At 60.1% G+C, this 26,246-nt stretch carries 23 protein-coding genes; 7 read left to right on the top strand and 16 right to left on the bottom strand.

Translation table 11 applies throughout. From position 1 onward, the window contains the following. Positions 1-148 precede the first annotated feature (148 nt). Positions 149-928 carry a GntR family transcriptional regulator gene (locus JMA46_RS04185; RefSeq protein WP_207344035.1) on the bottom strand — a complete coding sequence of 260 codons (780 nt, stop codon included), beginning with the start codon at positions 926-928 and terminating at the stop codon, positions 149-151. A gap of 80 nt (positions 929-1,008) precedes the next feature. On the opposite strand from JMA46_RS04185, the gene JMA46_RS04180 reads away from it, so the two are divergent. Next, positions 1,009-1,296 (top strand): HPr family phosphocarrier protein, encoded by a 288-nt coding sequence (locus JMA46_RS04180; protein WP_207344034.1) that lies wholly within the window; start codon positions 1,009-1,011, stop codon positions 1,294-1,296. Between the two features lie 173 nt (positions 1,297-1,469). Here JMA46_RS04180 and JMA46_RS04175 read toward each other — a convergent pair whose 3' ends face one another. The 5 genes from JMA46_RS04175 to JMA46_RS04155 form a co-directional block, all read right to left on the bottom strand. Further along, a complete protein-coding gene (locus tag JMA46_RS04175) occupies positions 1,470-1,871 on the bottom strand; it encodes a cytochrome c oxidase subunit 4 (protein WP_207344033.1) in 402 nt (133 codons plus the stop codon). Next, positions 1,868-3,577, bottom strand: coding sequence for a cytochrome c oxidase subunit I (gene ctaD, locus JMA46_RS04170; RefSeq protein ID WP_207344032.1), 1,710 nt, complete (start codon positions 3,575-3,577; stop codon positions 1,868-1,870). Before ctaD ends, JMA46_RS04175 begins: the two co-directional genes overlap by 4 nt. A 13-nt stretch (positions 3,578-3,590) precedes the next feature. Next, positions 3,591-4,463: a cytochrome c oxidase subunit II gene (coxB, locus tag JMA46_RS04165; RefSeq protein ID WP_207344031.1), complete on the bottom strand. Its 873-nt coding sequence runs from the start codon at positions 4,461-4,463 to the stop codon at positions 3,591-3,593. A 183-nt stretch (positions 4,464-4,646) separates the two neighbouring features. Then, positions 4,647-5,033 carry an iron-sulfur cluster assembly accessory protein gene (locus JMA46_RS04160; protein WP_207344030.1) on the bottom strand — a complete coding sequence of 129 codons (387 nt, stop codon included), beginning with the start codon at positions 5,031-5,033 and terminating at the stop codon, positions 4,647-4,649. Between the two features lie 77 nt (positions 5,034-5,110). Then, on the bottom strand, positions 5,111-6,553 hold the full coding sequence (locus JMA46_RS04155; protein ID WP_207344029.1) for a dipeptidase: 1,443 nt from the start codon (positions 6,551-6,553) through the stop codon (positions 5,111-5,113). A gap of 70 nt (positions 6,554-6,623) precedes the next feature. Here JMA46_RS04155 and JMA46_RS04150 point away from each other — a divergent pair, with 70 nt between their 5' ends. Next, a complete protein-coding gene (locus JMA46_RS04150; RefSeq protein WP_207344028.1) occupies positions 6,624-7,226 on the top strand; it encodes a DUF3043 domain-containing protein in 603 nt (200 codons plus the stop codon). 132 nt (positions 7,227-7,358) lie between these two features. Further along, complete coding sequence (locus JMA46_RS04145; protein ID WP_207344027.1) at positions 7,359-8,363, top strand: aldo/keto reductase family protein; 1,005 nt, start codon at positions 7,359-7,361, stop codon at positions 8,361-8,363. A 117-nt stretch (positions 8,364-8,480) separates the two neighbouring features. Here JMA46_RS04145 and JMA46_RS04140 read toward each other — a convergent pair whose 3' ends face one another. Then, positions 8,481-9,548, bottom strand: coding sequence for a quinone-dependent dihydroorotate dehydrogenase (locus JMA46_RS04140; protein WP_207344026.1), 1,068 nt, complete (start codon positions 9,546-9,548; stop codon positions 8,481-8,483). A gap of 104 nt (positions 9,549-9,652) precedes the next feature. On the opposite strand from JMA46_RS04140, the gene JMA46_RS04135 reads away from it, so the two are divergent. Both JMA46_RS04135 and JMA46_RS04130 read left to right on the top strand, forming a co-directional pair. Next, positions 9,653-11,326 (top strand): FAD-binding dehydrogenase, encoded by a 1,674-nt coding sequence (locus JMA46_RS04135; RefSeq protein WP_207344025.1) that lies wholly within the window; start codon positions 9,653-9,655, stop codon positions 11,324-11,326. Positions 11,327-11,402: 76 nt separating this feature from the next. Further along, complete coding sequence (locus JMA46_RS04130) at positions 11,403-12,536, top strand: alpha/beta hydrolase (RefSeq protein ID WP_348770052.1); 1,134 nt, start codon at positions 11,403-11,405, stop codon at positions 12,534-12,536. A 47-nt stretch (positions 12,537-12,583) separates the two neighbouring features. Here the strand turns inward: JMA46_RS04130 and JMA46_RS04125 are convergent, their stop codons facing one another. From JMA46_RS04125 to leuA, 3 genes are all read right to left on the bottom strand, one after another. Next, on the bottom strand, positions 12,584-13,393 hold the full coding sequence (locus JMA46_RS04125; RefSeq protein WP_207344023.1) for an isoprenyl transferase: 810 nt from the start codon (positions 13,391-13,393) through the stop codon (positions 12,584-12,586). 37 nt (positions 13,394-13,430) lie between these two features. Beyond that, positions 13,431-14,183, bottom strand: coding sequence for a DNA repair protein RecO (gene recO, locus JMA46_RS04120; RefSeq protein ID WP_207344022.1), 753 nt, complete (start codon positions 14,181-14,183; stop codon positions 13,431-13,433). Between the two features lie 95 nt (positions 14,184-14,278). Next, the gene (gene leuA / locus JMA46_RS04115; RefSeq protein ID WP_207344021.1) at positions 14,279-16,021 is read right to left on the bottom strand and encodes a 2-isopropylmalate synthase; all 1,743 of its coding nucleotides are present in this window, start codon (positions 16,019-16,021) and stop codon (positions 14,279-14,281) included. Positions 16,022-16,288: 267 nt separating this feature from the next. On the opposite strand from leuA, the gene JMA46_RS04110 reads away from it, so the two are divergent. After that, positions 16,289-18,253, top strand: coding sequence for a M13-type metalloendopeptidase (locus JMA46_RS04110; protein ID WP_207344020.1), 1,965 nt, complete (start codon positions 16,289-16,291; stop codon positions 18,251-18,253). Positions 18,254-18,348: 95 nt separating this feature from the next. On the opposite strand, the gene JMA46_RS04105 is transcribed toward JMA46_RS04110, so the two are convergent. The 5 genes from JMA46_RS04105 to JMA46_RS04085 all read right to left on the bottom strand — a co-directional run bounded on the left by JMA46_RS04105 (position 18,349) and on the right by JMA46_RS04085 (position 23,964). Further along, positions 18,349-19,953, bottom strand: a complete 1,605-nt coding sequence (locus JMA46_RS04105; RefSeq protein WP_207344019.1) for an LCP family protein — start codon at positions 19,951-19,953, stop codon at positions 18,349-18,351. A 127-nt stretch (positions 19,954-20,080) separates the two neighbouring features. Next, positions 20,081-21,046: a GTPase Era gene (gene era, locus JMA46_RS04100; RefSeq protein ID WP_207344018.1), complete on the bottom strand. Its 966-nt coding sequence runs from the start codon at positions 21,044-21,046 to the stop codon at positions 20,081-20,083. Then, positions 21,039-22,424 carry a CNNM domain-containing protein gene (locus JMA46_RS04095; protein WP_207344017.1) on the bottom strand — a complete coding sequence of 462 codons (1,386 nt, stop codon included), beginning with the start codon at positions 22,422-22,424 and terminating at the stop codon, positions 21,039-21,041. The genes era and JMA46_RS04095 overlap by 8 nt, the downstream gene beginning before the upstream one ends. Further along, positions 22,421-22,894 (bottom strand): rRNA maturation RNase YbeY, encoded by a 474-nt coding sequence (ybeY, locus tag JMA46_RS04090; RefSeq protein ID WP_207344016.1) that lies wholly within the window; start codon positions 22,892-22,894, stop codon positions 22,421-22,423. Before ybeY ends, JMA46_RS04095 begins: the two co-directional genes overlap by 4 nt. Further along, positions 22,891-23,964, bottom strand: a complete 1,074-nt coding sequence (locus JMA46_RS04085) for a PhoH family protein (RefSeq protein WP_207344015.1) — start codon at positions 23,962-23,964, stop codon at positions 22,891-22,893. The genes ybeY and JMA46_RS04085 overlap by 4 nt, the downstream gene beginning before the upstream one ends. 345 nt (positions 23,965-24,309) lie before the next feature. Here JMA46_RS04085 and JMA46_RS04080 point away from each other — a divergent pair, with 345 nt between their 5' ends. Beyond that, the gene (locus JMA46_RS04080; protein WP_207344014.1) at positions 24,310-25,317 is read left to right on the top strand and encodes a GerMN domain-containing protein; all 1,008 of its coding nucleotides are present in this window, start codon (positions 24,310-24,312) and stop codon (positions 25,315-25,317) included. Between the two features lie 114 nt (positions 25,318-25,431). On the opposite strand, the gene JMA46_RS04075 is transcribed toward JMA46_RS04080, so the two are convergent. Continuing rightward, on the bottom strand, positions 25,432-26,241 hold the full coding sequence (locus JMA46_RS04075) for a 16S rRNA (uracil(1498)-N(3))-methyltransferase (protein WP_207344013.1): 810 nt from the start codon (positions 26,239-26,241) through the stop codon (positions 25,432-25,434). Positions 26,242-26,246: the final 5 nt, after the last annotated feature.

Genomic DNA, 26,246 nt, shown 5'->3' with positions numbered 1-26,246 from the left:
GCGGGGGGGGGGTCCAAAAACCCGCCACCCCCCCCACTGCTTTTTGCACTTCCGCCAGACATACCCGCCCTACAACATGCACTGCCCAGGTACCGGCCAGCCACCAGACCGGCGAGAACACCGCTTGCAGGCCTCTAAGCGGCTGCCTTTAGTAGATGCGCCGTGGACGCACGCCAGGGCGCAGGAGGGGCACCCGCAGCTTGTAACGGTCAGCTCGGTAGAAGGACACTGAATAGTCCACGGTGGAGCGCGAGACATAGGCGTGCCGTTCAGTCCGCAATACCGGACTGCCGACGTCAACCTTCAGCAGCCGGGCAATGGACGGGGCTGCGGCATTGGCCTCAATGGTGTCCTCACCCCATTCCATGACCAGCCCGTACCGCTGCCCCAAGACGCTGTACAGCGAAGCAGGCGGCCCGGCATCCAAGATGCCCGGCACCCGCCACGCCGGGATGAAGTTCTCATCCACACTCATCGGTTCTTCATCGGCAAGCAGGAGCCGACGCAGGCGCACAACCCCTTGGCCTTCTTCGAGCTGAAGCTCACGTGCTAAACGAGCCGTTGCGGGGATCTGTTCAAAAGCCAGGGTGCGGGCCGAGGGACGCATGCCGCGGCGAGCCATTTCCTCGGTGTAAGAGGTTAGTTTCAGGCTCAGATCCACCTTCGTTCGGGACACAAACGTCCCAACGCCCACCACCCGTTCCAGGAGTTCTTCCTCCACCAGCGCATCTACAGCATGGCGGAGCGTCATTCGAGCCACTGAAAAATGACTGGCCATGTCCCGTTCGGAGGGCAGCTGGCGCCCTTCCTTGCTGTGATGTTGGATGTAGTTGCGCAGCAGTTCACGCAATTGAATGTGCACGGACACTTTAGCGTTCCTGTCCAACTCCCCCGGGATGTCTTTCGCCGGCGGCACCAAATAGCCCATGAAACTCCTCTGTTCACTGGTACCAGCCTAAAACACGACTACCCTCTATACAGAAGCATCTACTGTCGAGGAGTTTATCCATGTACACCCGAAAGGCCACTGTGGCCGCAAGCGTCGGACTTCACGCCCGTCCGGCCGCTGTATTCGTCCGTGCAGTCAACCAAACAGGTCTGCCTGTCACACTGACCAAGGACGGTACGGCGATCGTGGACGGCAGGTCGCTCCTTGAAGTCATGAGTGCTGATTTCCGGCATGGAACAGTAGTTGAGATTGCTGTGGGCACTTGCGACGCGGATGAGAAAGCCATCCGGAAGGCAGTGGATCACCTGGCGGACTTGTTGCACACAGATCTGACCGATCCCTCCTAAAGGGCCGCACAACACCACCTGACAGTCTGCAACACGGCGTCCCAGGGCACCTTGGGTAAGTACAGTTGTGCAGAAAAAATTTGCAGCAAAAAAGGGATTGCCTCCACTTTTCAGTGGAGGCAATCCCTTTTTGATCGTGCATCCGGAAACGAGTCCGGGTCAATACTGTACTTCTAGTGTGCGTGGTCTCCGCGGCTGTATTCGTAAACCCAGCCAATCAAACCGATGACTGCCAGGCCAGCACCGACCAGGAAGATCCACCAGCCTGCAGCCAAGCCCAGGAAACCAGCGGCACAAGCCAAGGCCAAAACGAGCGGCCACCAGCTCCAGGGGCTGAAGTGCCCCTGTTCGCCGGAACCTTCGTGGACTTCAGCGTCAACCCGATCTTCAGGACGCGGGCCTATGCGGTTGCCTGTGTAGTACAGGTAGACACCGATCATGAGGCACAAGGCACTGACCAAGTACAGGGCCAGGAACCCAACGGGCTCCATCCAGGCGACCATGAATCCGTAGACGGTTGCCACGGGGATGAAGAACACACCCACGAGCAGGAATACCCAAGCTTCTACCTTCACTTTTGTGCTCCCTTCGAGGATGCCGAAACCGGCTGGGCCGGCTGGTAATGCGGAGCCAGCTCAGGATGGTGAAGATCCAAGGCCGGACGCTCTGAACGGATGCGCGGCAGCGACGTGAAGTTGTGGCGCGGAGGCGGGCAGGATGTTGCCCACTCCAGGGAGGCACCGAAGCCCCAAGGATCGTCCACTTCAACCTTCTTGCCACTACGCCAGGTGATGTAGACGTTCCAGAACCAAGGAATCATCGAAGCACCCAGAACGAAGGAGGAGATCGTGGAGAACTGGTTCATCCACGTGAAGTTATCTTCGATCATGTAGTCGGCGTAACGACGCGGCATGCCCAAGACACCCAGCCAGTGCTGGATCAGGAACGTGCCGTGGAAACCCAGGAACAAGAGCCAGAAGTGAATCTTGCCCAAGCGCTCGTTGAGCATCCTGCCAGTGAACTTCGGCCACCAGAAGTAGAAGCCGGCGAACATGGCGAACACCACGGTGCCGAAGACCACGTAGTGGAAGTGGGCGACCACGAAGTACGTGTCGGACACATGGAAGTTCAGCGGCGGGGAAGCAAGGATGATCCCGGTCAAGCCACCAAACAGGAACGTCACGATGAAGCCGAGGCTCCACAGCATGGGCGTCTCAAACGTGAGCGAACCACGCCACATGGTTCCAATCCAGTTGAAGAACTTCACGCCGGTTGGCACCGCGATCAGCATTGTCATGAAGGAGAAGAACGGCAGCATGACCTGGCCGGTGACGTACATGTGGTGGGCCCACACGGTCACGGACAGGGCAGCAATGGAGATTGTCGCAAATACCAAGCCCTTGTAACCGAAGATGGGCTTGCGGCTGAAGACCGGGAAGATCTCAGACACAATGCCAAAGAACGGCAGGGCGATGATATACACCTCGGGGTGCCCGAAGAACCAGAACAAGTGTTGCCACAATATGGCTCCACCAAATTCGGCATCAAAGATATGTGCCCCAAATCGGCGGTCCGCACCCAGCGCGAACAGCGCAGCTGCCAGCGGGGGGAAGGCCATCAGGACCAGGATACCGGTGATGAGTGTGTTCCAAGTGAAGATAGGCATGCGCCACATCGTCATGCCGGGAGCACGCATGCAGATGATGGTGGTGATGAAGTTCACCGAACCCAAAATGGTACCGAAACCTGACAGTGCCAGGCCGAAGACCCACAAGTCTCCACCAACGCCAGGGCTGAAGGTGGTGTTCGACAACGGTGCATAGGCAAACCAGCCAAAGGCTGCAGCACCCTGGGGGGTGAGGAAACCTGACATGGCAATGGTGCTGCCGAAGAGGAAGAACCAGAAAGCCAGTGCGTTCAGACGCGGGAATGCAACGTCGGGGGCGCCGATTTGCAGCGGCATGATGACGTTGGCAAAACCGGCAAACAGTGGTGTCGCAAACATGAGCAGCATGATGGTGCCGTGCATGGTGAACAACTGGTTGTACTGATCCTTGGTCTGCAGGATCTGCATACCGGGCTCAAACAGTTCTGAACGGATAATGAGCGCCATGACGCCACCGAGACAGAAAAAGATAAATGATGCGATCAGGTACATGTACCCGATCGTCTTGTGGTCAGTTGAGGTGATCCAGTTGACGACGATGCGTCCCTTGGATACCGGAACGACCCTAGGTGCAGCCGAATTCACTTCGGTTGCCGAGTACTCGAGCGTAGACACTTTCCTCTCCCCCCTACTTCTGATTCGCAGCGTTAGGATTACGGTCGTACTTTTCGGTCAGCTCACCGGTCTGGCCTAGTGCCTTGAGCGACGCGAGGTGTGCGTCGAACTCGGCTTGGGTGACTACCTTGACGTTGAAAAGCATCTCCGAGTGGTATTCACCACAAAGTTCGGCACACTTTCCGTCGTACTCGCCCAACACCGTCGGTGTCAGGGTCATGTAGTTGGTCTTGCCGGGAAGCATGTCCTTTTTGTCAAGGAATGCCGGCACCCAGAAGGAGTGGATCACGTCGCGGGCGTTCAGTTGGAGTTCAACTGAACGGTTCACGGGCAAGTACAAGGTGGGCAGCGTCGTCTTGTCGAACGGCTTGCCGTCGAGCTCCGCCTGAACACCAACGGAGTAAACGGATTCCTTGACGTCGTTGCCGGCCAGGTAGTTGTAGTCGAATGACCACTGCTTGGCACGGATGTCGATTTTGACATCCGGGTTGGCGTCACGAGCGTTGATGGACTGTTGTTCCACATCCGTGAAGTGGAAGAACACTCCCACCATGAACAACGGCACCAACACATAAAAAACCTCCAGCGGGAGGTTGTAGCTGGTCTGGCGCGGGAAACTGGTAGCTCCCTTGCGGCGCCTGTACGCGATGATGCACCAGATAATCAGACCCCAGGTGATGAGCCCGATGATCAAGACGGTGATCCAAGTATTGACCCACAGGTCAATGATCCCCGCCGTGTGATTGGTGGTGTCACGTTCGGCTGGCATCCAGCCGTGCCTATTCTCTGCCGTGCATCCTGACAAAGCTAACGCTCCGACAATCGCCAACCCCGCTATGGGGATGACTTTTGCGCGTCGGCTGCCGGTTCGGTCCTGCGAACTCACAGACGGCCCTTCCTCTTGGTGCTGCGCTCTGCGACGGGTTGGGCCCGTCGGAGCGGAATGGGTTTTACTACTCGATGTAGAGCTTACCGCTATGGCACGCAAAATGCGCACTAAACCCTCCGTGCGTCGGAAGTAGCAAAAGAAACTTTTCCCGACGGCCCTGCATCGAGCAGCAGGCTCTAGTTAGTGGAACGAATCACCGCAGGCGCATGAGCCTCCGGCGTTCGGGTTGTCAATGGTGAAGCCCTGCTTTGAAATGGTGTCTTCAAAGTCAATGCTGGCGCCATCAAGGTACGGAACGCTCATTTTGTCAATGACGACTTCGACGCCGTCGAAGTCGCGAACAGCGTCCCCGTCAAGAACGCGCTCGTCAAAGTAGAGCTGGTAGATCAGCCCTGAGCAGCCACCGGGCTGAACGGCAACGCGCAAGCGCAGGTCAGTGCGCCCTTCTTGTTCAAGAAGGCTGCGTACCTTGCCGGCGGCAACATCGCTGATCAGCACGCCGTGGCTGGGAAGTTCGGCCTGGACGGTATCTGCTGCTGAGGTTTCTTCGTGGACATTTGCTGTCATGGCATTTCCTTACGTGAGGGTACAACTACATGCTACGTCGAGCCCGGCGCGGGCGCTAACTTATATCAACACCCAGATCAGACCTTCTGTTCCTTGAGCGAGCCAGCGTTGATGGCGGCCAAAAGAAGCGATTGAGACTCAATGGCCTTGGCAAAGTCGCCGAGGTCTAGGGACTCATTGGCACTGTGCGCCCTGGAGTCAGGGTCTTCAACACCGGTGACGAGGATTTGCGCGTCCGGGAAGGACGCCTTCAGTTCAGCAATAAAGGGAATGGAACCACCCATGCCTGTTTCCACAGCCGGTACGCCCCATGCCTGGCCCATGGCCCACAATGCGGCCTGGGCTGCCGGGGCAGCAGTCTCGGTGGAAAACGGCTGTCCAGCCTCCCCACGAATAAATGTGGCCTCCGCTCCGAAAGGTGCGTTGTCCAAAACATGGGCCTCAAGGGCTGCCAACGCCGACGCCGGATCCTGGCCAGGTGCCAGCCGCAGGCTGATCTTGGCCCGGGCCGTGGGAAGGAGGGTATTGGAGCTCAACTCCACCGTAGGGACGTCCATGCCAATCACCGACAGGGCGGGTTTGCACCAGAGCCGGGACGTGATGCTGCCGGTGCCAGCGAGCCGCACGCCGTCGAGCACCCCCGCATCAGCACGGAAGGCGTCCTCCGCGTAGTCCACGGTTGCCTCATCACTGGCTTGCAATCCGTTGATGGCAACTGAGCCATCCTCATCATGGAACGTGGCGATCAATCGGGCCAGGATGGTGGGGGCGTCCAACAACGGTCCGCCAAACATGCCGGAGTGCACGGCATGGTGAGCTACCCGCACCTCCACTATGCCATCGACAAGCCCGCGCAGGCTCGTGGTCAGCGCCGGAATCCCCACCTTCCAGTTGGCGGAGTCGGCGACAACAATGACATCCCCGGCCAGAAGTTCGCGGTGTTCCTTTAAGAAGGGAGCAAACGTGGGTGAACCGGCTTCCTCTTCCCCCTCAATGAAGAACGTCACGCCGACGCCGAAGTCGTTACCCAGCGTCTCCATGACTGCCCGGAAGGAGGCTATGTGAGCCATGATGCCGGCCTTGTCATCGGCGGCCCCTCGGCCGTACAAACGCCCATTGCGTTCTTGGGCGATGAAAGGCTCGCTGTCCCACAGCGCCTTGTCACCGGGCGGCTGCACGTCATGGTGGGCATAGAGCACCACCGTCGGCATACCCGGAGCCGCGACTTTCCGGGCGACGACGGCGGGACCGCCTTGCCCGCCGTCGTCCTTGGGAACGCGCAGGATCTGCACATCATCAAGGCCGGTGGAGCGGATGAGCGTTGCCACGGCCTCGGCACTGCGCTCAAGGGCTGCGGGATCGAACGCGTCCCAGGCAATGCCGGGGATGGCCACCAGTTCAATAAGCTCAGCGACGGTTTCGCTGAAATGGACGGTGACGCTTTCGCGCAGGGCGGCGGCGGGCAGCGATGCAGTAGGGAAGTCGTTGAGCGGGGTGGCTGAGGGCTGTGCTGTGGTCATAATCCCCACACTACCGCCGCTGAAGCGGCCACGGTCAAGGCTGCGGCCCGGTTCAGGGTATCCTGTACGGGTGTTTGGACGTAAGAAAGATCAATCCCCCGCCCCGCAGCCCCTGCCTGCCCACGACGAGCTGACTGGCCGGTCTAAAGACCCCCAATCTGCCAAGGGTGTGCCCACCCCCTCGCGCAAGGCACAGGAGGATGCGCGCAAGCGTCCGCTTGTGCCCAACGACCGCGCCGCCGCCAAGACGGCCGACCGTGAAGCGCGCCGCGAACAGCAGGCCCGCATGCGACGCGCCCTGGACACCGGTGAAGAGCGTTTCCTGCCCATCCGGGACAAGGGTCCGCAAAAGCGTTATGCCCGCGATTATGTGGACGCCCGCTTCAGCCTGGGCGAATTCGTCATGTTCGCCGCTCTGGGCATCGTGGTGCTGACAGTTGTGCTGCCGCAGAACAGCAATGCTGCCATCATTCTCTTTGGCGCCTTCTGGGTCATGGTGGCGTTCGTGGTCATCGACACCTGGCTCATGGGGCGTAAGCTCAAACGGCAGCTGGCCGCCAAGTACGGTTCGGTTGACCAGGGCGTCATTTGGTACGGCTGCATGCGTTCCCTGCAGTTCCGCCGCATGCGCCTGCCCAAACCTCTGGTGCGCCGCGGCGAGTGGCCCTCCTGAGCCCTCCTTTTGACCGCGCACCAGCCGCCGGCCGCCTCCCTTGGGGACGCGGTCGGCGTTGTGCTTTAAGAGAGAGCTAGCAGGATGTTCCCAGGGGTTTTCTACCAGCGGCCAGCTCGCTAGGCTGGTGGTATGGAATACCGCTACCTTGGCCGATCAGGCTTGAAAATTACTGAAATCACCTACGGAAACTGGCTCACACACGGCTCGCAGGTGGAAAACGACGTCGCCACGGCGTGTGTGCGTGCCGCGCTCGATTCCGGCATCACCACCTTTGACACGGCGGACGCCTATGCAAACGGCGCTGCCGAGCAAGTCCTCGGCGCCGCGTTGGCTTCCGAACGCCGCGAATCCCTTGAAGTGTTCACGAAGGTGTACTGGCCTGTGGGACCCAAGGGCCCCAATGACACTGGCCTGTCCCGCAAACACATCATGGAGGGCATCAACGGTTCGTTGCGCCGCCTGAACATGGACTACGTGGACTTGTACCAGGCACACCGTTACGACCATGAAACGCCACTTGAGGAAACCATCTCGGCTTTCGCAGATGTGGTGCGGGCAGGAAAGGCGCTCTACATTGGTGTTTCTGAATGGAACGCCCAGCAGCTACGCGACGGACAAGCACTGGCACGCCAAGCCGGTTTCTCACTGGTGTCCAACCAACCGCAATACTCGGCGCTGTGGCGGGTCATCGAGGCCGAAGTGGTTCCTGCCGCGGTGGAACTGGGCATGTCCCAGGTAGTGTGGTCGCCCATGGCACAAGGCGTGCTGTCTGGGAAGTACCTGCCGGGTCAGCCGCTGCCGGCAAATTCGCGTGCCACGGACGAGCACGGCGGAAAAAACACCATCAAGGACTACCTCGACGACGACATCTTGGCCAATGTACAAAAATTGCGGCCCATCGCCGATGAGCTGGGATTGAAAATGTCCCAATTGGCCATTGCGTGGGTCCTGCAAAATGAGAACGTGGCCACTGCGCTTGTGGGCGCCTCCCGCCCCGAACAGGTCAAGGAGAACGTCAAGGCGTCAGGTGTGAAGATCCCCGCAGAGCTGATGGCCGGCATTGACGCCGCCCTGGCCCCCAGCATGGTCACGGACCCTGCACTGACGGTTAGCCCGCCTACGCGCGTGGCGTAGCCCGGCACATCTGTCACACAAACGCGGAATAGTCGCACAAACGCACCTTCTCCGCTTATGCGGAGCTTGTCAGCCACTCATGAGCGGAGAAGGTGCGGTCTTGCTGCAAGAGCCCCGTTACTTGCGCAGGGCCGCCAGTTCCTTATTGATGCGGGACGCCCAGAACGGGCCTTCGTACAGGAACGCGGTGTAGCCCTGCACCAGGGACGCGCCGGCGTCGAGGCGCTCTTGCACTTCGGCGCCGGTTTCAACCCCACCCACCGAAATAAGTGTCAGGGAATCACCCACAATCGCCTTCAGCTGGCCGAGCACGGCCAGCGAACGCGCTTTGAGGGGCGCACCGGAGAGCCCGCCTGCACCTTTTTCCTCCACCATGGCTCCCGGGCTGCGCAAACCTTCGCGGCTGATGGTGGTATTCGTGCAAATAATGCCGTCAAGTTTCAGCTCAAGGGCCAGTGCGGCCACCTCGGCGACATCCTCATCAGCCAGGTCGGGGGCGATCTTCACCAGTAACGGCACGTGGCGCCCGGCTGATTCATCGGCCGCTTGGCGGACTCCGGTCAGCAGGGGGCGCAGCGTTTCCACATCTTGGAGCAGACGCAGCCCGGGTGTGTTGGGGGAGCTGACGTTGACCACAAGGTAGTCGGCCGAGGGCGCCAGCGTGCGCGCGCCGATGAGGTAGTCCCCCAGTGCGTCCTCCAATTCCACCACCTTGGTCTTGCCGATGTTTACGCCCACCACGGGCCGCACACCGGAGTAGGTCTTCGCCAACCCGGCCAGTGCGTGCTTGAGGCGCGGCGCTACGGCTGCGGCGCCGTCGTTGTTGAAGCCCATGCGGTTGATGACGGCACGGTCCTCGACGAGACGGAACAGGCGCGGCTGCGGGTTGCCGGGCTGAGCTTGGCCAGTGATAGTGCCCACCTCAATGTGGCCGAAGCCCAGATTGGCCAGGGCGTTGATGCCCTTGCCTTCCTTGTCGAAACCTGCGGCAAGCCCAAAGGGGGTGGGGAAGCTCAGGCCCAGCGCTTCGGTTTGCAGCGAGGCAGGGGGTGCGAACAGGCGCCGCAACACGGCACCTGCCCCCACAGTGTGGGCTGCCTTGATTAAGGTGAACCCGATCTTGTGTGCCTTTTCGGCGTCCATCCAGGAGAAACAGAGCCGGAAAAATGTGGGATAAATACGCATACCCCTAGTTTTCCGGTTCCACGGCCCAACTGCAAAACGCCGCCGTCCGATCCGCTCCGCAGCACTGCCGCATTGTGACTGGGAAAGGACGCTAGCATGTGCACATGGAGACCAATGGCGGTGCAACATGGCAGCAGGCGGACGTTGTAGTGGTGGGTGCCGGGCTCTCCGGATTGGTCAGTGCGGCGCAGGCGTACAACGCCGGCCGCCGGGTGTTGATCCTGGACCAAGAGCCTGAGGCATCGCTTGGCGGGCAGGCCTACTGGTCATTTGGCGGGCTGTTCCTGGTGGATTCCCCCGAACAACGCCGGCTGGGTGTGAAGGACTCCGCCGAGCTGGCCCTGTCAGACTGGATGGGTTCAGCCGCCTTCGACCGTCCCGAGGACCTGTGGCCGCGCCGCTGGGCTGAGGCGTACGTGGATTTCGCCGCTGGAGAGAAACGGGCCTGGCTGCACGCCTTGGGTGTGCGCATCTTCCCTCTGGTCCAGTGGGCTGAACGCGGCGGCTATGACGCCCAGGGCCATGGCAATTCGGTCCCCCGCTTTCATGTGGTCTGGGGAACCGGCCCCGGCATCCTGGCCCCGTTCCTGGCGAAGGTGCAAGAAGGTGTGGTGGCCGGCCGCGTCCAAATAGCGCACAGGCACCGGGCAACGGAGCTGGTGTTCGACGCCGGAGCAGTCACCGGGGTGCGCGGCCAGATCCTGGCACCAACAGGTGCGCAACGGGGTGAGGCCAGTAGCCGCGACGTTGCTGGGGAATTCTGTGTTGACGCCGGGGCTGTCATTGTTTCCACTGGCGGCATAGGCGGCAATCACTCCATGGTCCGTGAGCAGTGGCCCCACGGGAGCGGGCCCGGCTACATGCTCACGGGTGTGCCGGCTTCCGTGGACGGGCTATTCCAGCGCTCGGTTGCAGAAGCTGGTGGTGCCCTCATCAACACTGACCGCATGTGGCACTACCCAGAGGGCATTCACAACCCTGACCCGGTCTGGCCCAACCACGGCATACGTATCCTTTCCGGACCTTCCCCGTTGTGGCTCGATGCCACCGGACGCAGGCTTCCGGTGCCGCTATTTCCAGGATTCGATTCCCTCGGCACTCTGCGTCATCTGGAAACCACAGGACACGACCATTCCTGGTTTGTGCTGAACAAGAGCATCATCAGCAAGGAGTTTGCGTTGTCCGGCTCGGAGCAAAATCCCGACCTGACGGGCAAGGACATGAAATTGCTGGCCAAACGGGTGCTGCCAGGGGCAACCGGTCCTGTGCAAAAGTTCATCGACGCCGGAGTTGACTTTGTCCAAGCCGACACTGCGAAGGAACTTGCCGCGAAGATGAACTCCCTCATAGCTCAGGATTTGATTGACCCACAGGGCCTGCAGGACACGCTCGTGGCCCGTGACCGCCAAGTGGTCAGCGGCTTGGGTAAGGACGCGCAGCTGAACGCAATCAGGGAAGCCCGCCGCTTTTCCACGGACAAGTTGATGCGAGTAGTTCCTCCGCATCCCATGCTGGCCCCTGAGCATGGGCCACTGTTTGCCGTGCGCCTCACCACACTCACGCGCAAGAGCCTGGGCGGGTTGATAACGGACTTGTCCGGGCGTGTGCTCTCCGCCGCGGGCACCCCCATTGCAGGGCTGTATGCTGCAGGTGAGGCGGCCGGTTTTGGCGGCGGCGGCATGCATGGCTACCGTTCACTTGAAGGCACATTTCTGGGCGGCTGCCTGTTTTCCGGTCGGGCTGCCGGTCGCCATGCTGCAAGCACAACGCAAACGTGAGCCCGGAAGGGTGAGCATGGCATAGCACGCACGGAAATTTGCGTCGGAACACCATAACGTTGGGGACTGGATGAACGTGAACAGCGAAACAAGCACGCCACAATGGCAGGAAGACATCCTGGGGCCGGACTATCAGGCGCTGCCGTTGCTGGTCCCCGGAAGGGTACATCTCCGGAATAGAGAGCGTAGCGCATCCGATACACCCCGTACGGATGCCGAAGTTTCGTTCCCCACGTTTTACAGGGCAACCCTTGTGCGGCATAGGCCGGTGGCAGAAAAGCCCCCGGCGTGGACGCTTCCGACTGCGGATGGCAGCACGGACAAGGCCCGGGGCGCCGTGCTGTTTATCCATGGTTGGAGCGACTATTTCTTCAATACCGGGTTGGCAGAGTTCTTCACATCAAACGGTTATGCGTTCTACGCACTCGATCTGCACAACCATGGCCGCAGTCTCGACTCCCCCGCGTTGGGCGGTTATGTGGCCGACCTCGCGGACTACGACGCGGAGATCCTTGCAGCCCATGCCGTTATTGCAGGCGAAACGGACTCAAGGGTGGCTCACAGCTCCGCCGCCATGGAGGAACCCGCCGCCCCAGTTCTGGGCGGGCCGCACCCGCTGATCCTGATGGGTCATTCCACCGGCGGTTTGATCGCAACATTGTGGGCCCACCATAATCCAGAGCTGGTCAGCCACTTGATATTGAACAGTCCCTGGCTGGAGATTCAGGGAGTTGCCGCCATCCGCCGCGCTGCTACCCCCTTGGTGCAACTAGCGCACTTGCGTCCCCTCATGCGCATGCGCGTGCCCGAACGATCCTTTTACTGGCGAGGCATCAGCCGTGAAGCATATGGGGAGTGGGACGTTGATAAGAAGCTGCGCCCACCCCACTCATTCCCCATCAGGGCTGGGTGGATGAAAGCCATCTTGGCAGCCCAGCAGGAAGTTGCCGGAGGACTGAAGCTTCCCATTCCCGTCCTTGTCCTGCTTTCATCAAAGAGCATGCTGGGACCCGTTTGGAGTGATCAAATGATGCAGGCAGACGTGGTGCTGGACGTTCGTTCCTTGGCACTTCGAACCCTGTCGCTGGGCAATAGTGTGACCCTTGAGCGGGTCGACGGCGCGCTGCACGAAGTTTTCCTGTCACGCAAACCAGTGCGTGCAGACGGTTACGCACGTCTTCTCCGCTGGCTACGCGGCTACGTCAGCTGAGTGATACCGGCATAAATTTATTTAACACATAGAGATCAAATAAGCCGTTAGCTTCGCGAAGAGGCCGCATCGACTGCGCCCCCGTAGCGCCTGTCCCGCCTGGCATATTCATCCACGGCAGCCCATAGGGTGCGGCGATCCACGTCCGGCCACAGCGTATCCATGAAGACAAACTCGGCGTAGGCGGACTGCCACAACAGGAAGTTGGAGAGACGCTGCTCACCACTGGATCGCAGAAAGAGATCCACATCGGGCGCATCGGGGACGTAGAGGTACTTCTGCAGGGTCTTTTCGTTGACGGCACGGGGGCTCAACTTCCCGGCCGCGACGTCAGCGGCCAGCGCCGAGACGGCGTCGGCAATCTCTGCCCGTCCGCCGTAATTAACACACATGGTCAACGTAATGACGTCGTTGTCCTTGGTGTGCTCCTGGGCTTCCTCAAGTTCTTTAATGACCGAGCCCCACAGCTTGGGTTTGCGCCCAGCCCAGCGAATGCGCACACCCCATGCATCCAGCTGATTGCGTTGACGTCTTAATACATCTTTGTTAAATCCCATGAGAAACCGAATTTCTTCAGGTGACCGCTTCCAGTTTTCCGTGGAGAACGCATAGACACTGACATATTTGATGCCCATTTCGATGGCACCGGCCATCACGTCAAGGAGAGCAGGCTCCCCGGCTTTGTGTCCCTCGATCCGCGGCAGCCCTCGCTGATTGGCCCAGCGGCCATTGCCGTCCATGACGATGGCCACGTGCCTGGGTACAAACTCGACCGGAATGGCTGGCGGCTGCGCCCCTGAGGGATGGGGCCAAGGTGCCACAACGGGCGGTTTGGACCTGCTACGGCTGCTGCTCATACTGTTCCTGTCGCTACTGCGCTGCCCGGCCATATAGCTATACACGCTCCACAAGTTTTAGGGAACGCACAGTCCGCTCCAAATGCCATTGCACATATCCAGCCACCAGCCCTGCTGCTTCGCGGCGATGCTGTGCCGCGGAGACATCCGCCCCCGGCCAATCCGCGCTGAGGAGTTGGCCCAGCAAAACCATGGTTTCAGGAGCCGGGGCAGGTGAACCCGGTGGCCTGCACTCATGGCACACAGCCCCGCCAAGGGCGGCATTGAACGCGCCGTGAGGTCCCGGTTCGCCACAACGGGCGCAGGTGCCGAAGCTCGGCGCCCAGCCGGCGATAGACACCGCCCGCAAAAGATATGAATCCAAAATTAGTTCAGCGGCATGCGCCCCTCTGCTGAGGGCAGCCAAAGCACCCACAAGCAATAGGTAGTGCGCGGAAGAAGTCTCCCCGTCTACGTCCGTCAGGCGCTCTGCAGTTTCAGCCATGGCTGCGGCCACGACGTAACGGTCATAGTTGGCAGCGATGGCGTCCCCGTAGCTCGCCCGGGCCACAGCCTGCGTGACAATGTCCAAGCTGCGTCCCTTGACCAGTTGCAGGTCTGCGACCATGAACGGCTCCAGCCGCGCTCCGAACTTGCTGCTGGTCCGGCGAACTCCCTTGGCCACCGCCCGCAATTGGCCATGGTGGTGGGTAAGCAGCGTGATGATCCTGTCCGCTTCACCCAATTTGTGGGTGCGCAGCACCACGGCGTCATCCCGGTAGGTTCGGGCGGCAAAGGATTGATTGGACACCCCTCCATTGTTCCATCAATGTCAGGGGTATTGAGCGAAGGGCCTGCAAGCTTCTTTTCCGCGCCCGCAGCCTCGGGCTGCAGGCGCGGAAAACGCTAGGCTGCGCGGACGTCGCGGATGGCGCGGTTCACAGCTGAGATGACGGCCTTCAGCGAAGAAGTAGAGGTGTTGGAATCAATGCCCACACCCCACAGAACACGCTCGCCCACGGTGCACTCGACGAATGCTGCGGCGCGCGCGTCGCCGCCTTCGGAGAGTGCGTGCTCGGAATAGTCAAGGACACGCACATCCATGCCGTCTTCGGCCAAGATGGCCAGCAGTGCCGCAATCGGGCCATTGCCGGTTCCGGTGCGGGTGTGCGCTTCCCCGTCAATGACGACCTTGGCGATCAGTGTCATCTCACCTTCGTCGTCGGTGGAGGTGGTGAAGGAACCAATACGGTACCTCCCCCATTGGCCTTCAGCGCTTTCAGCTGGCAGGTATTCGTCCTTGAAGATGGTCCACAGCTCGGCTGCGCTGACTTCCCCGCCCACGGTATCTGTCCGTTTTTGGATGACTCCGGAGAATTCGATTTGTGCCCGGCGTGGCAGGTCAAGGCTGTGCTCGTTCTTGAGCAGGTAGGCCACACCTCCCTTGCCGGACTGGGAGTTGACTCGGATGACAGCCTCATAGCTGCGGCCCAGGTCCTTCGGGTCTACGGGCAGGTACGGGACGTTCCAGGTGTGTTGTTCCACGGCGACGCCAGCTGCGGCCGCGTCAACCTCCATGGCCTCCAGCCCCTTCTTGATGGCGTCCTGGTGGGAGCCGGAGAAGGCGGTGAAGACAAGATCGCCACCATACGGTGAGCGCTCGGCCACGGGCAGCTGGTTGCAGTATTCAACGGTGCGGCGGACTTCATCAATGTCGGAGAAGTCGATCATGGGGTCGATGCCCTGGGTGAACATGTTCAGCCCCAGCGTGACCAGGTCCACGTTGCCTGTGCGTTCACCGTTACCGAACAAGCAGCCTTCAATGCGGTCTGCGCCAGCCAGATAACCCAGCTCTGCCGCAGCAACGCCGGTGCCGCGGTCGTTGTGCGGGTGCAGGGACAAAATGATGCCCTCGCGAGGATGCAGGTTGCGGCTCATCCATTCAATGGAGTCGGCGTAGACGTTCGGGGTGGCCATTTCAACCGTCGCCGGCAGGTTGATGATGACCTGGTTGTCGGCGGAGGCTTCAAAAATATCTGCGATGGCGTTGCACACGCGCAGGGCATACTCGGGCTCGGTGCCAGTGAAGGACTCAGGTGAGTATTCGTACGTGATGTGCGTGTCCGCCAGCGTTTCCTCAAACTTCTTGCACAGCCGGGCACCCTGCAGGGCAATGTCAAGAATTCCGTCTTCGTCCTGGTTGAACACCACCCGGCGCTGCAGCACGGACGTGGAATTGTACAAGTGCACGATGGCCTGCTTGGCACCAACCAAGGACTCGTAGGTACGCTCAATCAGGTGCTCGCGGGCCTGGGTCAGGACCTGGATGGTGACATCGTCGGGAATGTGGCCGCCCTCAACAAGCTGGCGGACAAAGTCAAAGTCGGTTTGTGAAGCTGAAGGGAAGCCGACTTCAATTTCCTTGTAGCCCATCTTGACCAGCAGCTGGAACATCTTCATCTTGCGGCCCGGGCTCATCGGGTCGATCAAGGCCTGGTTGCCGTCCCGCAGGTCTACGGCGCACCAGCGCGGCGCCTTTGTAACGATCTTGTCCGGCCAGGTGCGGTCAGGCAGGCTGACGGAGATTTGGTCCTGGAACGGCACGTAGCGGTGAACGGGCATGCCGGATGGTTTTTGTGCATTTCGCATTGCAGATGACCTTAATGTTATTCAACGAGAAGAGAGGCCGGCCGGGCAACACAAACACCGCAGCGAGGGTGGCCATGGTCCGCGTTGATTAGTTCAAGCGGTTCGAGGCCTCGCCGCGGCAGCTAAGAAGAAGCATTCCAGTGCGCACATTTTTTACACTAGCACGGCACGTAGGATGATGGTGAAACAACTCACCTTGCCGCACATCCCAAGGTGAGGGAACCACTGACCCATTGAAACTGACCCACTGAAGGGGAAGCGATTCACTTGACGCATTCCGGCATCAACCTCCATCACATCGACCCGAATACCCGGCCACAGGATGACTTGTTCGAGCATGTCAATGGAGGCTGGCTGGCGGCGGAGGTGATTCCGGCGGACCGGGCGCTGAGCGGATCCTTCACCGTTTTGCGTGACAACTCCGAATCAGCTGTGCGGGACATCATTGAACACGCCGGTACGGAGTCGAAGAATGCCGAGGCTGACAGCCCACAGCTGTCGGCAAAGATCGGTGCACTCTACGCCGACTTCATGGATGAAGCCGCCATTGAAGCCGCAGGCGCCACGCCGCTGGCGCAAAAGCTTGCCGCCATTGAAGCCGCTGATTCAATCCCGGCGCTGGTGCAGCTCATGGGAGAGCTGGATCGCAAGGGCGGCAGCACCTTATTTGGTGCCTATGTCAGCAACGACGCCGGCAATCCGGACCGCTCGCTGCTGCACCTTTTCCAGGCGGGCCTGGGGTTGCCCGACGAGTCCTACTACCGTGAGGAAAAGTTCGCCTCCATCCGTGAGGCCTACGTGGTGCATATTCAGGGGATGCTTGAACTCGCAGGACTTGCGGACGCTGCAGCCAAGGCTGAACGCATTATGACGCTGGAAACACAGATCGCTGCCACGCATTTGGACAAGGTGTCTTTGCGGGACCCGCAAAAGACGTACAACTTGATGACCGCCCAGCAAACGCAGGAGTTGCTGCCCGAAGTGGGGATCTGGCTGGACGCGCTGGGCGTCACAGCAGCGCAGCATGCGGAAATGGTGGTTGCAACTCCAGAGTTCTTTACGGGTCAGCAGGCACTCCTGGTTCAGGACCGCTGTGCCGACTGGCAGGCGTGGCTTTCCCTGCGGACCATTTCGAGCCTGGCCCCGTACCTGTCAAAGGCCTTTGTTGAGGCAAACTTTGCGTTCTACGGCACCACGCTCAGCGGCACTCCGGCGATTCGGGACCGATGGAAGCGCGGCGTGGCCTTGGTTGAGGGCGTGCTTGGCGAAGCAGTTGGGCAGCTTTATGTTGCCAAGCACTTCCCCGAGTCCCACAAGGCGCACATGGAAGAGCTGGTTGCCAACCTCATTGAGGCTTACCGCAGCAGCATTGCCGGGCTTGGCTGGATGAGTCTGGGCACCAAGGAAAAGGCGTTGGAAAAACTTGCGGCCTTTACCCCTAAAATTGGTTACCCTTCCAAATGGCGTGACTACTCAAACCTTGAGATAGTTGCCGGCGAGCTTTTGGACAATATTGAACGCAGCAACGCTTTTGAGCTGGCCCGGCAGTTGGCGAAGATCGGGGCACCCATAGACCGCGAGGAATGGCTCATGACCCCACAGACGGTCAATGCCTACTACAACCCCACCATGAACGAGGTCGTGTTCCCGGCTGCGATCCTGCAACCACCGTTCTTTGACGCGGATGCGGATGACGCCGCCAACTATGGGGGCATCGGTGCTGTCATAGGGCACGAGATTGGGCATGGCTTTGACGATCAAGGTTCGCAGTTCGACGGCAGCGGGGCATTGCGCAACTGGTGGAGTGACGCTGACCGGGAAGCGTTTGACAAGCTCACAGCCAAGTTGGTGGAGCAGTACAATGCACTCTCCCCCACGGCTGCGCCCGGTGAGTTTGTCAATGGTGAGCTGACACTTGGTGAGAACATTGGTGACCTGGGCGGGCTGGCCATTGGATTCAAGGCGTACCAACTCAGCCTCAATGGTGCACAGTCACCGGAGCTTGACGGCCTCAGCGGCGCACAGCGATTCTTCTTCTCATGGGCTGAATGCTGGCGTACAAAGATCCGCCCCGAGGAGGCCCTGCGGCGCCTCGCCGTTGACCCGCACTCTCCGTCGGAGCTGCGCTGCAATGCCGTAGCCAGCAATCTTGACGCCTTCCACGACGCTTTTGACACGACTCCACAGGACGCCATGTGGCGTGAGCCGGGGGATCGCGTGAGCATCTGGTAGCACCGGCACCAACCGACGCCACAGCACAACACCGGAAAGGGCGCCGCTGCAGCGAGAAATCGCTGCAGCGGCGCCCTTTTCCGGAGCGTCTGTAGCTAGTCGGTGTAGTACAGCGGGTTGACCGTCAGGCATTCCCCGCCGTTGGCAGCTGTGCTCGCCACGATGTCTTTGGGCACCACGATCTTGCCGAACTCCGCCCCCGACGTCCAGTCGGTCCCCACCACCAGGCTCAGCCCGTTGACGGTGGGGTCCGACACCACCGCAGTCGCGGGGAGCTTGAACAAAGCCGCAACATCGGCAGCGACGTCAGCCATGTTGGGCCCGTAGAGCAGCTGAGTTGTGGGTGCTGGCGCAATATCCCCGGATTGCCACGCATTGGTGAAGCCTGCGTTCGTGAGGGTTTTCAGCAGCTTGACGCTGCGCCCCACCACGGCCGAGGCGTTGGCAACGCTGATGGGTTGCAACGCCTTGTCGTAAACGGCGGCTGACGGTGCAGGAACTTCCGGGACCGCACTGGAGGGGGTGGTGGCCGCACTGCCTCCGGGTGCACCCGCAGTGGGGGTGCTTGTGGCGCCGGCTTTCGGCGTGGGCGGCCCCGTCAGGGACTTTTCGGCGCGCAGTGCGGCGAAGAATTGGCCGGCCTGCGGTTCCATCAGCTGCACCCTATTTGGGTCGCCCACATATTCTTTAGTGGGCACGGTCACAAAGGAAACCTGCGCCAGGTCGATCTTGGCCAGCCGGTTCGCAATGACGACCATGGCAGGAATGTTGGCCAGTCCGTCATCGATCGTGAGGTTCTTGGTGAGAACGTCGGCCAGGTTGTACAGCTTCGGCAGGTTGGTCAATGTGCCTTCGCTCTTGACCTTGCGAACCATGGAGCCAAGGAAGTATTGCTGGGCCTTGATCCGGTCCAAGTCGCTGGACTCGCCAAAGGAATGCCGGGTGCGCAGGAACGCCAGGGCCTGCTCACCCTTAACAAGGCTTTTGCCTTTCGGCAGTTTCAGGTGAGAACCGTCGAAGTCGTCCATGGCGTGGTCAACGCAGACCTCAACTCCGCCTAGGGCGTTGGAGAGTTCCTTCACTGCGGTGAAGTCGGCCAGCATGAAGTGGTCTATAGTCAGCCCAGTCATGTCGTTGATGGCGGCCACCGTGCAGCCAGGCCCGGACTCGAGTGCCGCGTTGAGCTGGCCGCTGGCCTCGCCGGGAACGACTTTTCCTGTCACTGCGGATTTGCACTTAGGGATGGGCACCATCAGGTCCCGTGGAAAGCTTGTCACCGACACACGGCTGTTATCGGGGGAAATGTCCATCAACAGCATGACGTCAGAATGGCCTTCACCGGCCGAGTCGTCTGCCGTGCCGTATTCACTGTTTTTTCCGTCGCGCGTGTCAGTGCCCAGAATCAGGATCTGCAGCGAGCCGGTCTCTTCAACCTGCTGCTTGTTCGAGGGCTCGTTTCCCACTCCAGCATTCAGCGGGGACGTGGTGACATTGCTTTGCAGCTTGAAGAACAGCACACCGGCAGTGACCAAGCCCAGCACTAAGACACCGGCAACCGAAAATGCCGTGATGCGCAGCCAAAGGGGCGTGTGGCGGGACGATTTGAAATGCCGTCCGGCTGGTTCGTCATGACTTTGGGATGAGCTCTCCTGGTTAGATGGAGAGCTGGCTTTCCCAGGCTCGGCACGGCGGCGCCCCATAGACTAACCTTTCGGAGTGAATATTGACTCTCAAAAGTGTAGCGGCGAACACTGAGAACTCCCGCACCCACACCCAAGGCCCACTGGCTTGATCGGAACGCGGCGGCCCTTCAAGGCCGCCACCTTCCTAGAAGCCGAGTTTGACGAGCTGTTTGGGATCCCGCTGCCAGTCCTTGGCAACCTTCACATGCAGGTCCAAGTAGATCTTTGTGCCCAAAAGCGCTTCGATCCCCTTGCGGGCGTTGGTTCCAACTTCGCGCAGGCGTGCCCCACCCTTGCCAATGATGATGGCTTTTTGTGAGGACCGCTCGACGTACAGGTTCACCCGCACATCAAGGAGCGGGTTGTCCTCGGTGCGACCTTCCCTGGGCACAATCTCCTCCACTACAACAGCCAGGGAGTGTGGAAGCTCATCGCGGACACCCTCCAGCGCCGCCTCGCGAATAAGTTCGGCAACCATGACCGCTTCCGGCTCATCCGTTAGTTCCCCGTCCGGGTAGAGGGCTGGAGAGAGAGGCAGGTAGTCGGCAAAGACCTTGGCCAGGGTTTCGACCTGAAAGTCCTCCACGGCAGAGACTGGCACGACGGCGGCAAATCCCCTCTCGCCGATGACTTCCCGTCCCAGCGCCTCGACTGCGATCAGCTGGTCAGTCACTGCCTGGCGGTCGACCGTGTCGGTCTTGGTCACGATGGCCACGACCGGCTTGTTGCCCACCTGTCCCAGCTGGGTGGCGATGTAGCGGTCCCCGGGGCCGATCTTTTCATTGGCCGGCAGGCAGAACCCAATAACGTCCACTTCGGAGAGGGTGTCTGCGACGAGGTCGTTCAGGCGTTTGCCCAACAAGGTGCGTGGCCTGTGCAGCCCTGGAGTGTCGACTAGGACAAGCTGAAACATCTCCCTGTGCACGATTCCACGAATAGTGTGCCGGGTGGTTTGCGGTTTAGCCGAGGTGATGGCGACCTTCTGGCCCACCAGCGCATTGGTCAGTGTTGACTTGCCGGCGTTGGGCCGTCCGGCAAGAACTGCAAACCCTGCACGGAACCCCTCACCCTTGGCTTCAATCAGGCCTGACTTGCCTTTTGACTTACTCATGATCGCTCCTGTGGTGCTGTTGTGTGGGGTTGGCAGCGCCCGGCGTGCCGCCGTCGTGCTTCAAGCCGGTAATTTTAGTGTTCCCTGCATCCAGGGTGCGCAACTCCGTGTTGTCATTGCCTGCCGGTTCGACGGCGCTGGCAATGACGTGGCTGACTCGGTTGCGGGAGGCTTCCATACGCTCAACAAGCAGCAGGATGCCGTTGACCTGCACAGTGTTGCCCAGCGACGGGATCTTGCCCAGGTGTTTGGCCATGAAACCGCCCACGGTGTCCACCTCGTCGTCGTCCAGATCCTTGTCGAATAGTTCACCCAACTCATCCACTGCCATGCGAGAGCGAATCCTGTAGCGGCCGTCGCCGAGGTCCTGCACATCGGGGGCGACAAGATCATATTCGTCGGCGATTTCGCCCACGATTTCCTCGATCAGGTCTTCGAGGGTGACCAGCCCGGCCGTGCCGCCGTACTCGTCGACAACAATGGCCATATGCGTCGACTCACGTTGCAGTTCGTTCAGCAGGTCATCGACGGGCTTGGATTCGGGCACGTACCGGACGTTGCGGGCCAGTTGCGCAGCGAGGGGCTGGTCTTCGCCGTCGGACAATCTGTGCAAGGTGGCCACAACATCCTTGAGGTAGAGGATGCCAAGGATGTGGTCGGTGCTGCCGGCAATGACCGGGATCCGTGAATACCCTGAGCCGAGAAACACCTCCAGGGCTTCGTCAAGGGTGAGGATCTGGTCGATGCTGACGATGTCCGTGCGCGGCACCATGACGGCACGCACCATGGTTTCGCCCAAGTCAAAGACGCTGTTGATGAGTTCAGCCTCGTTGTCCTCGATCATGTCCGATTCGCTGGCACGATCAACAAACTCACGGAACTCCCCCTCGCTGACGAACGTCTCATCTCCAGCCGGTGCGTCCTTGGCCACAGCTGAACCGATCAGGATAAGCCAATCTGGAATAGGTCCGAGGATGCGGCACAAAAGTTGTATGAGCCAGGCAGAGCGGCCCACCAGCGTTCCTGCGTGGAGGCGACCCAAGCGGCGCGGGGAGACCCCCACCAGCATGAAGCCGAGCAGCGCCATGACGACTGTGCCGATGAGGCCGGCAATCCACTCGTTGCCAATGAGGCCCACGAGGAAAATGGCGACGGCTACGGCGGCCGCCATTTCCGACCAGACACGCCAAAAACGCAAGGCATTCAGGTGGGTCCGTGGTTCGGCAAGGACTTTCTCAAGGGACCTGCCGCGGCCGCGGTTGGCAGCGGATTCCGCATCATGACGGGGAAAGAAACTCAGTGCGGATTCAAGGGCGGCCATGAAGGCTGCCACGATCGTGAAGATAATCCCCACGATCGGCAGTGCAACAAGCGTCACTTCATTGTCTCCCGAGGGGCGTCCTTGCCCAGGAAACTGGAGAGGAGTTCACGCTGAATGCCGAACATCTCTTCCTTTTCTTCAGGCTCCCCATGGTCATAGCCCATCAGGTGCAGCATGCCGTGGGTGGTGAGCAGCAGCAGTTCCTCTTCCATGGAGTGACCCGCAGCTGCGGCTTGCTCCTGCGCGATGAAGGGGCACAGGACAATGTCTCCCAACAGGCCAGCGGCGGTGGGCATGCCCGCCGTGCCCGGACGCAGTTCATCCATGGGGAAGGAGAGCACGTCGGTGGGACCGGGCTCATCCATCCATTCGATGTGCAGCTTTTCCATGGTCTCCACATCGGACAAAATGACGGAGACTTCGGTCTGTGGGTGAATGAACATGGCAGCCAAGATGTGCTTGATGAGCCTGACAAGCTCTTCCTGGCGCACCTCCACGCCGGATTCGTTGTTGATTTCAATACTCATCGAGAGGTGCTTTCCTTGGGTGTGGTGGGGCCGGGATGGGCGTCATCCCAGTCGTTGTAGGCGCTGACGATGGCCCCCACAAGGCGGTGGCGGACCACATCCGTGGCATCCAAGATAGCAAAGTGGATATCATCGACGTCCTGCAGAATGTCCCTGACCACCCGCAGCCCGGATTTAGTGCCGGTGGGCAGGTCGATCTGGGTGACGTCACCGGTAACGACGATCTTGGAACCAAAACCCAGGCGGGTCAGGAACATCTTCATTTGTTCCGGTGTGGTGTTCTGTGCTTCATCAAGGATGATGAAGGCGTCATTGAGAGTCCGGCCGCGCATATACGCCAACGGCGCCACCTCGATGGTGCCGGCTGCCATGAGCCGCGGAATGGTTTCCGGGTCGAGCATCTCGTGCAGTGCGTCATAGAGCGGGCGCAGGTACGGATCAATCTTGTCACTGAGGGTCCCTGGCAGGAACCCCAACCGTTCCCCTGCCTCCACAGCAGGACGGGTGAGGATAATTCTGCTGACTTCTTTGTGCTGCAAAGCCTGGACTGCCTTGGCCATGGCCAAGTATGTTTTCCCTGTACCAGCCGGGCCAATGCCGAACACCACCGTGTTGCGGTCAATGGAGTCGACGTAGTCCTTTTGGTTGGCCGTTTTGGGACGAATGGTCCTGCCCCTGCTGGAAAGGATGTCGTAGCTGAGGATTTCCACGACGGAGGAGTCCGGACGAGTTTTAAGCATGGAAACGAGCTGTTCCCACACGCTGGCATTCATGGTGCTGTTGCGGGCCACCATGCCACGGGCTTCCTCCATGAGGTGCATGATGCGTGGTACTACAGCGGCCGGGCCGGAAATTGTAAGAACATTGCCGCGGGCCAGAAATTCCACGCCCGGGTACATGCCCTCAACTATCCGAAGTCCCTCGTCTTCTGCACCCAAAGTAGCGACCATTTGATCCGAGGAGAGAAAATGAACCACTTCTGTGCGCGTACCATCCATGGAGTGCGGGAATTGCTGCCCCGGCCCCTGGTCCGGATATGAATCATGGCGGTGCGCTGTTGTCTCGGTCATAAGTTCGGCCGTGCCGGCCTGAAATCTCTCCTCATATTGCCGGTGCCAACCACCGGGGCTTGTTACTTTGCTGCTTGATATTGATTCTAGTCCACCGCTCCGTAACTGCACTCAAATAAGGGTTTCGCTATGGGCGCATCTTTGCCCACACTGCGGAATTAGTGTTTCGATACGGTTTCAGTTCTCCCCCAGAGGCTACTTTTGCGGGCATCTTCATGTGGTGCTGTGCCAAGCTGGGTGTGTTCAAGGTCTTATGGGGAAGCTTTGGGCAATCCTTGCAAATAGATGCAGCGGGATTTTCCTGCGCACTGAACACTAGCCAGATTAGCGAGTACGTCTCCCTCCATGCCTGCCTTTGATACCGCACCCACAGGACGCTTCCGCGCCTTTGCTGATGTGGCCCCCAAGGCACTTCGCGAGCGAAAAATCTTGCGCATGGTGGAAAAAATCGCCATTGTTGGCCTTTCGCTTTCGCTGACTCTTGTTGGCTGCAAGGCACAAGGGGTTAGCGGTGGCGACACCACCATGCCCACTATCAGCGCCAGCACCAGTATCGGCCTTGTGACAAGCGCTCCCCTGGAGACGGCCAGAGCGTCGCAGACGCTCCCTGTGTACTGGCTTGGACGCAGCAGTGGCGATGTGTACTTGTACCGCGAGTTCTTCCCCACCCAGTCCATAGACGATCCCATTGCGACCGCCCTGCGCACTATGATGGGCACAAAACCAAACGACCCCGACTATTTCTCCCTGTGGAACAGCCCTTCACGGCTGGGTGCCTCAGTGTCTGCCAAGAACGTCATCACAGTTGATGTGTCCGCGGACGCGTTTGGGCAGAAAGTTGATCAGGGCATTGCCAGCCGTTCCATAGACCAGCTGGTGTACACGGCAACTGCAGCTGCAGCCATGGCCGGCTTGGTAGACACTCGCACCACCATTCAGGTCTCCATCCTTGTGGACGGACATACCGGCTATAACGCGTTCGGCCATGTTCTTCTTGACAAGCCGATAACACGCGATGCCGCATTTGTGGCACCTGTGTGGATCATTGACCCTGCCAACAAGTCCACGTACAACGAGGTGCCCTTGAAAGTTGTGGGACAGGGCATCTCCCCCACCGGAGAACTGGCATGGTCGCTGGAAACGATGGTCGATGGGACGGTGGAGAAGCAATTCTCCAACGGCACCGTCACCATCCCGCAGGGCGCCAATGAATTGGGCGAGTTCACCTTCAGCTTGGTTACACCGCCCGGCACGTACCAGCTGTCCGTCTACATCACCGACCCCTCCATGCCGGATAAGAAGATCGGTCTTGACACAAAGATCGTGACCATCAGCGAACGCAGCAAGAAGTAGCCCAGAAAAAAAGTAACTCAGCACACAGTGAACCGGCAAAAATAGCGAGGCGGCATTCGGCGCTGACACGTTCTCCGGCGCACCAGTGTGTACTTCTGGGCACTACAGGGTGCGTTACCAACGCCCCAGCTCTTGGCTGAGAAGTACCACGGCGGCCGGCCCGGCAGTTGACGAGCGCAGAACATGGTGGCCCAACAGCGCCGTGCGTGCACCTGCTTCGACAAATGCCGCCACTTCAGCAGCACTCATGCCGCCTTCCGGCCCCACGATCATGACGATGTTTCCCGCTGGCGGGCCGGCCGGCCTTCCATCTTGCGCAGCCGCCCCGTCGTGCGCACCCTGCTGGGCCGCGAACCAGCTGCGGGCAACCTCCGCCACGCTGTCGGTGGCGTCTTCGTGCAAAATCAAGGCCAGACCGGCGCCTGAAATAAGCTCGCACACCTGTGCGGTGCCGGCCAACGAACTCACCTGCGGGACTGTGGAGCGCCGTGCTTGTTTCGCAGCGGCGGCCACAACTTGACGCCACTTCTCCGGACCCTTGAATGCCTTGTCCATCTTCCATCGCACAATAGAGCGCTCCGCTTGCCATGGGACCACCGCGTCAATGCCGAGTTCGGTGGCTGTCTCAATGGCCAGCTCATCCCTGTCCCCTTTGGCCAGTGCCTGAACCAAGGTGAAGGAGATGGCCGGCGCCGGTTCCTGCTTCTTACTCTCCACACGCACCGTCAACACACCCTTGCCGGCACTGGTGACGTTGCAGACAAGACGCAGGCCTGCTCCGTCGCACATATCCACCGTTTCACCCGGCTCCAGCCGCTTCACGGTGGTGGCGTGACGCCCCTCGGCGCCGTCAAGGGTAAACAGCGAGCCAGGGCCAAGCCCAGCCAGCTGCTGAGGGGTTGCGTAGAAGACGGGGTTACTCATGCTCG

The sequence above is a fragment of the Arthrobacter sp. E3 genome (assembly GCF_017353415.1).
Lineage (GTDB): Bacteria > Actinomycetota > Actinomycetes > Actinomycetales > Micrococcaceae > Specibacter.
This window is presented reverse-complemented; position numbering and strand designations above follow the sequence as displayed.